Here is a 12652-nt window from a genome sequence, read left to right on the forward strand (position 1 = left end):
AAGGACGAGCCAGTGCCTCGTGACTCCGAAATCCGCCGGAAGTCCATCGTGCAGATGGCCAGCAGCGGGCTGGCCAACGTCGAAGAGCTATCCGAGCGCTTCGGGGTCACCGCGTCGACCATCCGCCGCGACCTCGCGCAGTTGGAACGGTCGGGGGCACTGGCTCGCACCTACGGCGGCGCGATGGCGCTCGTCGCGCACCCCGAGTCCAGCCTTCGGCAGCGCGTCGGTGAACAGTTCGACGCCAAGCGCGGCATCGCCCGTTGGGCGGCCCGACAGATCGGCGCGGGCGAGACGGTGCTGCTGGACGCCGGCACCACGACCGGGGCTCTCGCGCACGAACTCCGGGCCGCGCCCGCGCTGACGGTGGTCACCACCGGGATGACCGCGTTGCAGGAGTTGGCCGCCTCCGACAGCGTGACGGTCGAATGCCTCGGCGGCGTGCTGCGGCCTAGGAGCCTGGGATTCATCGGGCCGCTCGCCGAGGCGGCCCTGGAACGACGCACCTTCGACCGGGTCTTCCTCGGCGCGGACGGCGTGACGGCCAAAGAGGGCATCTGCGAGGCCGACATCCGCCAGACCAGGCTCAAGGAGCTGATGGCGCGACGCAGTGACCGTGTCTACCTCCTCGCCCACGGCGCCAAGGTCGGCAGGCGGCCCTTCCACGCCTGGGCCCCGATGCCCGCGCAATGGACCCTGGTGACCGATCGATCGGCTTCGGAGGAGGCGCTGGAGCCGTTTCGCGCCCGGGGAGTCGACGTCATCGTCACCGACATCAACGGCGAGGTCACCTCGGCCGTCGGGGCGGCGGCGCTGGCCGAGACGGCGGCGCTGGGCGTCGAACTGGATTCGCGGGACGCCGAGCCGCTGGATATCGAGCAGACCCACGGCGTCGAACCGGCCTGATGAAGGTCGGCTCGACGCGCCGGTCTGGGGAGCGGCTAGTCGGCGGTGTCGCGCAGCAGGCCTGCGCGGGCGCGGATCCGCGCGGTGGCCGCCTCGAACTCGGTCTCGTCGGTCACCGTCCGGTTGTCCAGGTAGTCGACTCCGTCGGGGATCTCTTGGCTGCCGATGGGGTCGGCATCCCAGAAGTTGCCCCGGTAGGTCACGTGCTCCAACGGTGGGCTGACCAGCAGTACCGCCGTGCTGTCGGCGCGCTGGACCACATTGCCCTCAACGGTCACCCAGGCCGCCCCGTAATCGGTGTAGAGCCCGAAGTTGTAGGGCGTCCGGGTGTCGATGATGACGTTTCCGGCGATCACCGCGCCGTTGTCCGCACGGTCGCCCTGCGGGCCGGAGAGGTAGATGCCGCCGCCGTCCGCGAGCACGCCCATGGTGTCGGTGGTGAGATTGCGCAGGATTCTGGTTCCCCGGCCCGGACCTGCGGTGATTCCGCAGTGCGGGACATCGGACACCTCGTTGTGCGCCACCGTGCAATCAACCGTGTTCGACAACGCGATGCCGGGTGAACCGGAGTAGTCCAGGCCGATGCGCTGGACTCGGTTGTCCTCGATCACCGTGTGGGTGCCACCGTCGACCGAGATCGCCGAGCCCGCGAGGGTGTCGAAGTCGCAGCCGCGCACCGTCAGGTCCGCGCCGCCGAGAACGCCCAACCCGGCAGCGCCGAGCCGGGTGAAGCGACAGCGGTCGAACCGAATTCCGCTGGTCTCCGCGAAACTCAAGCACGCAGGCATGGTCTTGGCCTCCGTCGGCACGGTGACCCAGGCCTGGTCCTCGATCACGACAACGGTGTCGAGAGCGCCGCCGTCGTGATAGCCGTTGGCGTGATAGTGCAGGAAACCGAGGTCGCCGCCGGGCCGCAGCCAGGTGGCATCGGCGAAGACCAGCCCTCGGAACGAGACGTCCCGGGTTCCGGTGGCGTGAATCAACTTCTCCAGCACCGGGACCACCACCCGAGTGCGTTGCGGATCTTCGCCCGCACGCGGCAGGTAGTTCAGCACATGCCGACCGGGGCGGGAGCGATCCAGCGCGAAGGTGCCGGGTTCGGTCAGGAATGCGGGGTCGTTCTCCACTCGGCTCGGCAGCGGCAGCCCCGTCATCTGCTCGCCCTCCCAGGCCGACCGATAGAGATCGGTGCCCCAGGAGAAGGCGGGCTGGGCCATACGGATCTCGGTGTTCTCCCCGTCTTGGACGATCTCCGCGACGGCACAACGCGCCTCGGTCCACGGATAAACCCCTCGGAAGACCAGTTCGACGCCGGGCGCCCGCCACTGCAACGGTTCGGCGCTGTCCGTGACGTAACCCGTGTCGGTTCGGCGGGTCGAACCGGGGATCGCCTCGATACCGGCGCGTTCGACGCGCTTGCCGTCCACCGACAGCTGCCGGAAGTCCAGTTCACCGACATCCGCCGACCAGATGCCGTCCCGCACCTGCCAATCCGTGATCCGTCGACCACCGCTGACCTCGACTAACTCCTGTTCGTCGGTGCCGAATCCGTAGGCCTGGTAGCTGATCCGGCTGCCCTTGGCGGCGGAATCCCGTTCGGTGAACTCCAGAGTCTCGGTGAGCAGGTGGGTGCCCGCCCTGAGCTGCACCAGGACCTCGCCGTCGGCCTCGCGGGCCGCTTGCTGGGCTCGTCGCAGAGTCGCGAAGGGTCGATCGGCGCTACCGGGCGCGGAGTCGTCGCCGGTCGGGCACACGAAGAGTTCGGTCATCGCTCACCTCATCAATGTTTACACCATAAACCGGTGTGTACCATAAACAAGGAGGTTCGAGATGGCAAGTGGCAAGGCGGACGATCCCGATCACGGCGTCGAGCTGCTGTGGCGGGAGCAGGCACGCGATGCGCGGCCCGGGTTGACCCTGGATCGCATCGTGCGGGCCGCCATCGAGGTGGCCGACGCGGATGGTTTGACGGGGCTGTCCATGCGCAAGATCGCCGATCGGCTCGGCTTCACCAGCATGTCGCTCTACCGACACGTACCCGGCCGCGACCACCTGGTGGACCTGATGCGCGATGTCGCGTTGGGCGAACCGGACGAGGTCGGCGAGCTGTCCGGTTGGCGAGCACAGCTGGAGGAACTTGTCCGACAGGGACTGGAACTGCGGAAACGACATCCCTGGCTCGCGGAGGTTCGTACCACCCGATTCGTCCCCGGACCGAACGTGATGGCGCACTACGAGGCGCTGCTGCGCAGCGTCGCGGCCAGCGGCCTACCGCCCACCGAGGTGGTTGCCACCGTCAATCTCATCGGACGGTGGGTCGATGCCGAATCACTGGTCGCCCTGGAGACCGCGCAGGCCGAGCAGCGCAGCGAGGTCAGCCATGAGCAGTGGTGGGGCGAACGCGACTCGCTCTACGCCGAGTTCGACCGCTACCCGACCCTGACAGCACTCTGGGAGGGCGGCGGATTCGATCGACCAGTCGACCCCTTCGAGTTCGGGCTGGCCCGCATCCTGGACGGCGTCGAGCTTCTGATCGCACAGCATCGTGATGAAAGACGTGATGAAATTACCGAGCGGGACTCACGCTGTGCGGTCTGTGGGAATCCCGTGGTGCAACCGTCGTCCGGACGACCGCGTGCGTACTGCTCCCGAGCCTGCCAGCAACGCGCTTACCGACAGCGTAGATCCGGCTGACTCGTACTAGCACCGAGAACGACCGTGGCCCGGCTGCCGAGGACGACAACCGGGCCACGCACCAGAAATCAAGAAGGGATCAGTCGGTCTGCTCCGCCTCGCCCGCGCCCGACTTCTTGCGGCGCGCCAGGAAGATCGCCGTACCACCGCCCACGAGTAGTACCAGCGCGCCGATCACCAGGAACAGCGTGCCGGACACACCGGTGTTGGCCAAGCCGGCAGCACCAGCCAGCTCGGGCACCTTGGTCACGGGCGCGGGATCCTCCTCCGGGTCCTCGTCCGGGGTCGGCCCATCACCGGGGCCGGCACCGCCGCCATCGCCGTCACCCGGGCCGCCGCCCGCCCCGTAGTACTCCTCCTGCTCGGCGGCGTCGATCTCCGCGTCACCGTGCAGCGGACGGAAACGCACGATCTGCGGATCGTGGTCGCTGGCCTGGTCGGCGAACTCGGCGTTGATCCGCACCGGGTCGTAGTCGGCCCGCTCGGACAGGTTTCCGCTGACCAACAGGTGATCGAGCGCCTGCGAGTTGCCGTCGAAGACGTACCCGTACTGCTCGGTGCTCGGCAGCCACTCCATGGGGTTCACCAGGACATCGGCCTCGGTGAGGGTGTCGAGCACCGGCGAGAACTGGAAGTCGTTGAGGTCGCCGACCACCAGCACGTTGGCCGCCGGATCCACCTCGGCGATCTCGTCGACGAAGGTCCGCACCGCAGCCGCCTGCGCCAACCGCTGCGTCTCCGAGGAGCGCACCGGCGGCTGGAACCTGCCGTGCAGAGCCTGGTCGCCGCCCTTGGACGCGAAGTGGTTCGCCACCACGAACACGTTGCGGTCCTCGAAGCGGAACTGGCCGACCAGCGGCTTGCGGCTGTCGTCCCAAGCCGAGTTCGCCGGGTCGATCCGACCGGGCGACACGCTCAGCTCCGCACGATCCTCCGCATCCACCTGCACCTCGACCGAGGTGTCGGCGTCGCCGCCCTCGATGTCCACGAAGGACACCCGGGCCGGGTCGAACAGGAACGCCGTGCGGATGTTGCCGCCCGGCGCGCCACCGTCCTGCTTGTCGTTCGGATCGATCTGCCGCCACTCGTAGCTGGGTCCGCCCGCTGCCTCGATCGCGGCCACGAACTGGTTCAGCGTTCCATCGGCGGCCACGACGCCGTCGTCCTCGGGCCCGCTCTCGTCCTGGATCTCCTCCAGCGCAACGATGTCGGGGGAAGCCAGGTTCTCCACGATCCCGCCCGCCAGCCGGTCGAACTTCGCCTGGTCGTCGGCGGGCGAGAGGTTCTCGACGTTGTAGGTCGCTACCGCCAGTTCCCAAGACTCGGTGTCCCGGGTGATCTCCCTGGTCAGGCCGCCGGTGAGATGTGTTCCCAACGTGGTGGCCTTGATCAGGTAGCCGCCGTACTGCGAGTAGTAGAGCGGACCCTCGGTCACGCCGCGCAACTCGTCGCCGACATCGGCGATCGGGAACGGACGCTCGGCAAAGGGAATCAGCGACTCGATCTTCAGTCGGCCGGTGTTCGAGTCCGCGTAGTCCTGGTAGACCGTGCCGCCGCGTTCGCTGCGGTTCTGGGTGGGCTTGGTGGTCACCCACAGCGCGTCATAGGCGTCCGTCGGGCCGACCACCGGCGCGTCCATCACCTTGACCAGCATGTTCTCGCGGGAGGCGTAGAAGTCGAGCGCGTACTCGGTGGGCGCCAGCTCCAGTTCCTCGATGTCGCCGCCCGCCTCCGGGGCCAGGGCCCTCGGAACCGCGTCGGCGTCGAGGATCTCGGCCTCGGGAAGCTCGTTGTCGTTGGAGAGCACCGTCCAGGTCGCGTTGGCGAGCTGGGTGATGGACTGCGCGGCACCCGAGTCGCCGCCGGGGCGGTAGGCGTCCACGGTGCCGGAAACGAGAACCTCGTCGCCGACCGCCACGTCGGGCGTGGTGTCGGAGGTGAAGACGAACATGCCCTCGCTGGTGCGGTCGTCGCCGTCGCCCTCGACGTCCTGGAACCAGAAGCCCTGCGAGGAGCCGAAGGAGTTGATCCCGGTGACCACACCGGGAACCCCGTCGACCTGCTCATCGGCCAGCGGCGAGATGCGGGTGACGCCCTGGATGTCGTGGATCCGTACCTCGCCCGGCTCCTCCGGGGTCTCGGGGAGCTCCGGCTCCTCGGGGTCCTCCGGCGTGCCGGGCGTCTCGCCACTGGAGTTGATCGGCGCGGGTTCGCCTGCGGTGAAGTCGACGGAGTTGTCGTCGGTGTCGGATAACTCGGCGTCCCGGGACACCGAGGTGGTGTTGGTGGTGCCCTCGGCGGGCTCGCCCTCGCGCACCTCGGCCGCGCCGTAACCGACCACGTCGATGATGCGCTCGTCCTCGGCGCAATCAACCTCGGTGAGGCAGTCCAACGGCTCGGTCCCGTTGACGACCGCCACCGTGCCCCGGCTCGCCGACATCGCGATCTCGCCGACGGCGTCGGGCTCGGGTAACTCCACCGAGCCGCCATCGCCCAAGCCCTGCGCGACGAGGAATCGGCCTGCGGGCTCGACGGTGCCCGCCAGCGGCGTGCTCTGCCATTTCGAGGTGGGGCCGGGCTCGGCGGGAAGGTACTGCACGCTGAGGTCGTCCACCGGCACCTCGGCGGAACCACGATTACCGAGGACGACGAAGTCGTTGGTCAGGGTCGCCCCGATATTGCCGCCGCCACCATAGATCTCGGCGATCACCAGGTCGCTCGATTGCGCGGCTGCGGTGGGCACCAACGCGAGGTTCGCGGCCACGGCGAGGGCAGCCACCGCACCGGCGCCCGCTCGCCGGGATAAAGAAGTAAGACGCACTCGATCCTCCGGTCTCGAAGGAGCCGCCGGACCACTGGCGACACATGAGCGGTCGACGGCCGGGCTCCTCAAGGGCTCGAGGCATCTTCACCTGGCCGGGTGAACACCAGGCGTCATAAACCGAAAATGACCACCGAGCGCGACTGGATCGTTGTGATCAAGCCACGGAAATCAGTGATATGTCCAGGTCCGGTGGGCCTCGCGGCGTCTCGACGCACGGCGGCTCAATGGAATTCGGCGCGACTCAATTCGGCGCGGCGAGGCAGTGCGCGGGTTCCACGACCCCTGCGGCCAAGATCAGATCCACCGTGTCCAATCGGCGAAAGCCGCGCCGCGAGTACAACTGAAGAGCCGCGCGATCCCGTGCGAGGACGTCGAGCACCGGGTGACGATCACGACGGCGAGCCTCGGCGCAGGCGGCATCCAACAGCAGTGTTCCGATGCCGCGTCCGCGCGCGGATGGGGCGACGAAGAGTCGGGTGATCCCGGCAGGCGCGGCAGCCTGTGGACCGGCGTGCCGACGCCAGGCCTGGCCCGCGATCTCCGATTCGGCCTCGATCAAGCCCACCTGCCCGAGCAGGACGCCTGCCTCGGCGACGATCCAGGCCCCGAGCATCGCACCGGGATCACGCAGCCATTCGGTCGGATTCGCGGGCCAGTGCCGGGGATAGCCGTCGGCGGCGTGCACCGCCGCCAACACCGACACACAGTCGTCGAGGTCGCTCTCACGGCGCGGCCGCACGATCGGCGTCGAGCGGGCCGATTCCTCGGCTGCGGCGTGCGGTACGGAGTCGATCAGGTGAGTTCCTCGACGATGGAACAGGTGTCCTTCACCGGATCGAAGCTGTTGGCGTGGACGGCGACGCGCTGAAGCAGCTGTCGGAAGAGCGTGGCGTCCTCACCGAGTGCACTGAGTACGTGCCGTTCGACGTGGCGCAGCGCGTCCTGCCGGTCGGTCCACAGCGCCCGGCCCTTCTTGGTCGCCACCACCAGCCTGCTGCGGCGATCGGACGGGTCGGGACGGCGCTCGACGAGCCCGGCCTTCTCCAGATCGTCGATCAGATAGGTGAGAACGGTGCGGTCCAGCCCCAGCTGCGCGGCGATCGTCCCCTGGTTACCGCCGAGGTCCTGAACGGCGAAGGCGAGTACCTGATGCCCGCGAGGTCCGCCGGGGATGTCCTCGAGCACGGCATTGGTGACCTTGACGTGGGCACGGAAGACAACACCCAGCCCCCAACCCAGGTCAGCTTCGAGAGCTGCCTCACACGGATGCGGCGTCGGTGTGTCCGCTGCGGCAGGAGTCGCCATAGCTCAACCCTACTCCCGTTCGAGGATCCATCTGCCGGCAAGTTGTTCTGTGTAGGATAACGTCTGCCCGACAGAACATCTTCCATCAAGGAGTTCGATCATGACGCTGTTTCGTCTGGACGCAAGCATCCGCACCGAGGGCTCCGTCACCCGTGAGCTGGCGGATTCCGCCCAGGCTGCCTGGCAGGAGGCCCGCCCCGGCCAGTCGGTGATCCGGCGCGACCTCGCCGCCGACCCGCTGCCCGCGGATGCCTGGTCGACCTCGGCGCTCTCCGGATTCGTCCCGGCCGAGCAGCACACCGAGGAGCAGCTGGCCGCCAAGGCGCTGGCCTCGACCCTCGCCGAGGAGCTGCTCGCGGCGGACGCCTACCTGTTCGCGGTGCCGCTCTACAACTGGGGCGTGTCGCAGCACTTCAAGACCTGGTTCGACCTGCTCGTCACCGACCCGAGGTTCGCGCCCGGCGGCGACACCCTCCTGGAGGGCAAGCCCGCAGCCCTGTACGTCGCCAGGGGCGGCGGCTACGGTCCGGGCACGCCCAAGGAGGGCTGGGACCACGCCACGCCGTGGATGGTCCGCATCCTGCAGGACGTGTTGAAGCTGGACCTGAAGGTGAGCGTCGCCGAGCTGACCCTCGCGCCCGTCACGCCCGGAATGGAGGGCCTGCTGGGCTTGGCGCAGGATTCACTCGACACCGCGCAGCAGTCGGCCCGCGAGCACGGCAAGAGCCTCGCCGACCAGGTCGCAGCCGCGGTCTGATCCAGCCGAAATCCCCGCCCGCCGCTGAAGGAGAGCAGAGTTGGCCGACTACGGGCACGAATTGCGGTTCGGAACCTTCCTGACCCCGACCGCCGATCGTGCGGACCAAGTGATCGAACTGGCTCAACTCACCGAGCAGGTCGGCCTCGACCTGGTGACCGTGCAGGACCACCCGTATAACAACGGCTTCCTGGACACCTGGACGCTGTTGTCGGTGATCGCGGCCAAGACCAACACCGTGCACGTGTCACCGAACGTGGCCAACCTGCCCTTGCGGCTTCCCGTGATCCTGGCTCGCAGCGCCGCGAGCCTGGACATCCTCAGCGGCGGGCGGGTGGAACTCGGCCTCGGCGCAGGCGGCGTCGCGAAGGCCATCGCCTCCATCGGCGGACCAGACCTCAGCACGGGCCAGCTGGTCACCGCCTTGGAGGAAGGCATCCAGGTCATCCGGGGCATCTGGAATCCGGCCGCCGGAAACGTGCGGGTCGACGGCGAGCACCACCGCATCGCCAGCGCTCGATCCGGCCCGGCCCCGCAGCACGACATCGGCATCTGGCTGGGTGCCTATCGACGTCGGATGCTCACCATCACCGGCAGATCCGCCGATGGTTGGCTGCCCAGCAGCCCCTTCGCTGCGCCGGAGACGCTCACCGAGAAGAACGCGGTGATCGACGCGGCCGCCATCGAAGCCGGTCGCGACCCATCGGAGATCATCCGGCTCTACAACATCATGGGCACCTTCGGCCGCGACGACGGCACCTTCCTGCACGGCCCGGCCGCCGTCTGGGCCGAGCAACTGGCCGAGCTGACGCTCACCGAGGGCATGAGCACCTACATCCTCGGCTCGGACTCCCCCGACGACATCCGGCGCTTCGCCGCCGAGGTCGCGCCGCAGGTCCGCGAGCTGGTGGCGGCCGAACGCGCCCTGTCGACGGCTGACTCAGGCGATGATGGTGATCCGGATCGATTAGTCGACGAGGCACCGAGCGAGCGTCCATCGATCGAGACCACCTCCCGCAGCACGCGAGCGGGCTCGGCGGGGGTGCGAGCGACCGAGTTCTCGGTGGTCCCGACCCCCGACACCGGTGCCCGCTACAGCGCCGAGCGCCCGTGGGACGAGAGCACCAGGCCGACCGGCCCGGACCGCGACCCCGACCGGCGATACACCGCACACGAACAGGCCACGGGCCGACACCTCATCGATGTGCACGACATGCTGCGCCAGGAACTCGCCCAGGTGCGGGACCTCGTCGAGCAGGTGGCGGCGGGCATCCTGGAAGCAGGCGTGGCCCGCTCGCACATCAACACGATGACCATGCGGCAGAACAACTGGACGCTCGGCACCTACTGCGAGTCCTACTGCCGAGTCGTCACCACCCACCACAGCATGGAGGACGTCGGCGTCTTCCCCCGACTTCGCCGCGCCGACCCACGGCTGGCGCCGGTCGTGGATCGGTTGCAGGAGGAACACCAGGTCATCCACGAGGTGCTCGAACAGCTGGATCGAGCGCTGGTGGCCTTCGTCGCCGACCCGGCCGAGAAGATGAAGGACCTGCGAGCCGCCGTGGACCTGCTGACCGACACGCTCCTGTCGCACCTGTCCTACGAGGAACGCGAGCTGGTCGAGCCGCTGGCCAGACTCGGGTTCCAGTAGTCGCTCGTATGACGAGACGCCGGGCGGGTTCGACGCCCGGCGTTCGTCGTGTTCGAGGGCAGTGGTCGTCGAGCCGCTGCGCTGGAACAGCATCGCCGCTCGCCGAGACGCGACCGGGGCCTAAACGTCGAAGAGCCGGTCCCCTCTGTTGAGGGAACCGGCTCTGACCTGCGGTAGCGGTGGGATTTGAACCCACGGAGGGGGTAAACCCTCACACGCTTTCGAGGCGTGCTCCTTAGGCCGCTCGGACACGCTACCGTGCGCCAGAATAGCGAACGTCATCTTCGCCGATACAAGGGGGGCACCCCCGCGATGCAACGCGCGATCATCGCCAGGCCCGCAGCGCGACGGCAAGCCTGCTCCTAGCCCGACAGAGCCTGCCCCGAACCGCTTGTTCATCCAGGTCGAGCAACCGGGCCGCCTCGGCATGCGAGATGCCCGCGACCTCGATCAACAGCCAGACGACCCGCTGTGGCGCGGTCAGGGTCCGCACCGCGCAGCCGAGATCACGAAGCGCAGCGCTGGTCTCCGCAGCCCGCTCCGGCTGCACGCAGCATCGGCCCGTCACCCCGAGACCGGAGATCATCGCGGACTCCGGAACCTGCGCATACGGCTCGGTGCGACGACGTCGGCGCGCCCGCAGCACCTCCAGGGCACGCCGCTGTGCGATGCGACACAGCCAACCACCGACGGCCTGCGGATCGGCGAGCCCGTCGATCTTGCGCCAGCAGATCAAGAAGACGTCCTGGGTGACGTCCTCGGCCTCCGCCCGGTCGCCGAGCATCCGCAGCGCGATGCCGAAGACCTGCCGGGAGTAGTCGCGCACCAACACGGCGAATGCGGCGTCGTCCGGGGCGGTCGATGCGACAGTCGGCAACCACGGTGTGGTCGGGATCAGCGCGACGATCGGGGTGGTCGAGTCATCGCCGGGGCCTCGGGCCGTCCCCTCGTCCAGGACCGCCGCCCCGCCGCGAAGCCTCACCACACCGCACCCCCGAGGTCGCCCATGCCAAAGGCCCGCCCCACATCGCGTGGAACGGGCCTCATGGTGGCAGCGCCTCGGCGTGCCTGCCTGGCGAGTCGTTCGTGGCTTATCTAGAGCGGCGCTCGCGGGCCATCGCCTGTCTGCGGCCGCGCGCTCCGGCCCCGGCGGGTCAGGCGCCGTTGTCGAACTTCTTCTTCACGTCGTCGACCACGCCTGCCGCCTTGTCCTTGGCGTCCTGTCCGGCCTGCTTGGCCTGACTCTCGAGTTTTTCCCGCTTGCCGGCGTTCTCGAGTTCCTCGTTGTCAGTCGCGCGCCCCACGGCCTCCTTCGCCTTGCCTGCAACCTCTTGCGCCTGTTGCTTGGCCTTGTCGAACACGCCCATCGAATGACTCCTCGTCTCGGCTTCGCGTCCGGGCCCCGCCGCCGAAGTTCACCGGCTGCCGTGCCCCTCGCGATGAGAGGTGCCCATCAGCGACATCAACATCACGGAGTTGTGAAACCAATCACATCAAGCTCGGCTACGGCGTTGCGTGAAGAAGCCATCCAGCAGCGCTGCGGACTCGGCCGCCAGCACTCCCCCGACCACCTCGGGGCGGTGGTTCAGCCTGCGGTCGCGCACCACGTCCCAGAGCGATCCGACGGCTCCCGTGCGCGGCTCCCAGGCACCGAAGACCAACCGGTCGACCCGCGCGGCGACCACGGCACCCGCGCACATCGCGCATGGCTCGACCGTGACAGCCAGGGTGCAGCCGGTGAGCCGCCAGCCATCGCCGTGTACCTGCGCTGCGCGGCGCAGCGCGAGCACCTCCGCATGCGCGGTCGGATCGCCGAGCACCTCGCGTTGGTTGTGGGCGGTCGCGAGCAGGCCGCCCTGCGCGTCGACGACCACCGCGCCGATCGGCACATCGCCCGCCCGGCCCGCCAGTTCGGCCTCGGCGATGGCCATTGCGACCAGTTCGCGGTCGGTCTCCCGTTCGTACGGCTGCGACACGTTCCTAACGTTCCAGGACCGCGTTGAGCTCGGTGCCGAAGCCGCATCGCTGGGCGATCATCATCAGCTGCTCATCCGGATAGACGTCCTCTTCGGCGATGACCGTCAGTTCGGCGTCGGACAGCCCGAGATCGGCGAGGATCGCCAGGTCGCCCACCGGCCAGATCTCCTCGTCGTCCTCCTCCGGCGGCTCGACCCCGAGCGCGTCGACGACGTCCTCGGCCACGTCGTAGTAGAGCGACGCCACCGCGTCGGACAGCAACAGCGCCATCCCGCCGGGGGTGGGTCGCAGCAGAATGAAGAACTCGTCGTCGACGTTGAGCAGCGCGAACGCGGCACCGGTCGATCGAGTGTTGCGCAACTCCGTGACTGCCCTGTCCAGGTCGAGCAGGCACGCATCAGGCAGCGGTAGGCACCGCCAGCGCCCCTCTTCACGAAGCACCGCAACGGCCGTGCCCTGGATCGGCTCCTGCACCGACATGCCACCACGGTATGCCTCCCCGACGTGACCCGAAAGCAGTAGCCGTCGGAGACAA

The 12652-nt window shown here is 68.5% G+C and carries 12 protein-coding genes and 1 tRNA gene; 4 read left to right on the forward strand and 9 right to left on the reverse strand.

What is annotated here, in order from left to right; translation table 11 throughout:
• Positions 1-12: 12 nt before the first annotated feature.
• The gene (locus BKA25_RS26315) at positions 13-906 is read left to right on the forward strand and encodes a DeoR/GlpR family DNA-binding transcription regulator (RefSeq protein ID WP_084642359.1); all 894 of its coding nucleotides are present in this window, start codon (positions 13-15) and stop codon (positions 904-906) included.
• Positions 907-941: 35 nt separating this feature from the next.
• Here BKA25_RS26315 and BKA25_RS26320 read toward each other — a convergent pair whose 3' ends face one another.
• Positions 942-2675, reverse strand: coding sequence for a right-handed parallel beta-helix repeat-containing protein (locus BKA25_RS26320; RefSeq protein ID WP_069845834.1), 1734 nt, complete (start codon positions 2673-2675; stop codon positions 942-944).
• A 61-nt stretch (positions 2676-2736) separates the two neighbouring features.
• Between BKA25_RS26320 and BKA25_RS26325 the strand changes: the two genes are divergently transcribed.
• A complete protein-coding gene (locus BKA25_RS26325; RefSeq protein WP_069845831.1) occupies positions 2737-3600 on the forward strand; it encodes a TetR/AcrR family transcriptional regulator in 864 nt (287 codons plus the stop codon).
• Between the two features lie 79 nt (positions 3601-3679).
• Here the strand turns inward: BKA25_RS26325 and BKA25_RS26330 are convergent, their stop codons facing one another.
• The 3 genes from BKA25_RS26330 to BKA25_RS26340 all read right to left on the reverse strand — a co-directional run bounded on the left by BKA25_RS26330 (position 3680) and on the right by BKA25_RS26340 (position 7729).
• Entirely contained in the window at positions 3680-6421 is a 2742-nt protein-coding gene (locus tag BKA25_RS26330; RefSeq protein ID WP_069845829.1) for a DUF8508 domain-containing protein, read from the reverse strand.
• A gap of 244 nt (positions 6422-6665) precedes the next feature.
• Positions 6666-7163: a GNAT family N-acetyltransferase gene (locus BKA25_RS26335; RefSeq protein ID WP_084642357.1), complete on the reverse strand. Its 498-nt coding sequence runs from the start codon at positions 7161-7163 to the stop codon at positions 6666-6668.
• Between the two features lie 53 nt (positions 7164-7216).
• Positions 7217-7729 (reverse strand): MarR family winged helix-turn-helix transcriptional regulator, encoded by a 513-nt coding sequence (locus tag BKA25_RS26340; RefSeq protein WP_069845825.1) that lies wholly within the window; start codon positions 7727-7729, stop codon positions 7217-7219.
• Positions 7730-7829: 100 nt separating this feature from the next.
• Here BKA25_RS26340 and BKA25_RS26345 point away from each other — a divergent pair, with 100 nt between their 5' ends.
• Both BKA25_RS26345 and BKA25_RS26350 read left to right on the forward strand, forming a co-directional pair.
• Complete coding sequence (locus BKA25_RS26345; RefSeq protein ID WP_069845823.1) at positions 7830-8486, forward strand: FMN-dependent NADH-azoreductase; 657 nt, start codon at positions 7830-7832, stop codon at positions 8484-8486.
• Positions 8487-8526: 40 nt separating this feature from the next.
• On the forward strand, positions 8527-10140 hold the full coding sequence (locus BKA25_RS26350) for an LLM class flavin-dependent oxidoreductase (RefSeq protein ID WP_069845821.1): 1614 nt from the start codon (positions 8527-8529) through the stop codon (positions 10138-10140).
• Between the two features lie 171 nt (positions 10141-10311).
• On the opposite strand, the gene BKA25_RS26355 is transcribed toward BKA25_RS26350, so the two are convergent.
• The 5 genes from BKA25_RS26355 to BKA25_RS26375 all read right to left on the reverse strand — a co-directional run bounded on the left by BKA25_RS26355 (position 10312) and on the right by BKA25_RS26375 (position 12597).
• Positions 10312-10398 (reverse strand) — tRNA-Ser (locus BKA25_RS26355).
• 67 nt (positions 10399-10465) lie between these two features.
• Positions 10466-11122, reverse strand: a complete 657-nt coding sequence (locus BKA25_RS26360; protein ID WP_311734515.1) for an RNA polymerase sigma factor — start codon at positions 11120-11122, stop codon at positions 10466-10468.
• Between the two features lie 172 nt (positions 11123-11294).
• Positions 11295-11507, reverse strand: coding sequence for a CsbD family protein (locus BKA25_RS26365; protein ID WP_069845819.1), 213 nt, complete (start codon positions 11505-11507; stop codon positions 11295-11297).
• A 126-nt stretch (positions 11508-11633) separates the two neighbouring features.
• Positions 11634-12116: a nucleoside deaminase gene (locus BKA25_RS26370; protein ID WP_084642355.1), complete on the reverse strand. Its 483-nt coding sequence runs from the start codon at positions 12114-12116 to the stop codon at positions 11634-11636.
• Positions 12117-12120: 4 nt separating this feature from the next.
• Positions 12121-12597: a tRNA adenosine deaminase-associated protein gene (locus BKA25_RS26375; RefSeq protein ID WP_069845817.1), complete on the reverse strand. Its 477-nt coding sequence runs from the start codon at positions 12595-12597 to the stop codon at positions 12121-12123.
• Between the last annotated feature and the right edge of the window lie 55 nt (positions 12598-12652).

It is taken from the genome of Actinoalloteichus hymeniacidonis, from assembly GCF_014203365.1.
Lineage (GTDB): Bacteria > Actinomycetota > Actinomycetes > Mycobacteriales > Pseudonocardiaceae > Actinoalloteichus_A > Actinoalloteichus_A hymeniacidonis.

What these genes read in the sequence shown, in the direction of transcription:
- BKA25_RS26320 (WP_069845834.1), bottom strand. Translation starts at nt 2,675, where the DNA reads ATGACCGAACTCTTCGTGTGCCCGACCGGCGACGACTCCGCGCCCGGT.
- BKA25_RS26325 (WP_069845831.1), top strand. Translation starts at nt 2,737, where the DNA reads ATGGCAAGTGGCAAGGCGGACGATCCCGATCACGGCGTCGAGCTGCTG.
- BKA25_RS26340 (WP_069845825.1), bottom strand. Translation starts at nt 7,729, where the DNA reads ATGGCGACTCCTGCCGCAGCGGACACACCGACGCCGCATCCGTGTGAG.
- BKA25_RS26345 (WP_069845823.1), top strand. Translation starts at nt 7,830, where the DNA reads ATGACGCTGTTTCGTCTGGACGCAAGCATCCGCACCGAGGGCTCCGTC.
- BKA25_RS26365 (WP_069845819.1), bottom strand. Translation starts at nt 11,507, where the DNA reads ATGGGCGTGTTCGACAAGGCCAAGCAACAGGCGCAAGAGGTTGCAGGC.
- BKA25_RS26375 (WP_069845817.1), bottom strand. Translation starts at nt 12,597, where the DNA reads ATGTCGGTGCAGGAGCCGATCCAGGGCACGGCCGTTGCGGTGCTTCGT.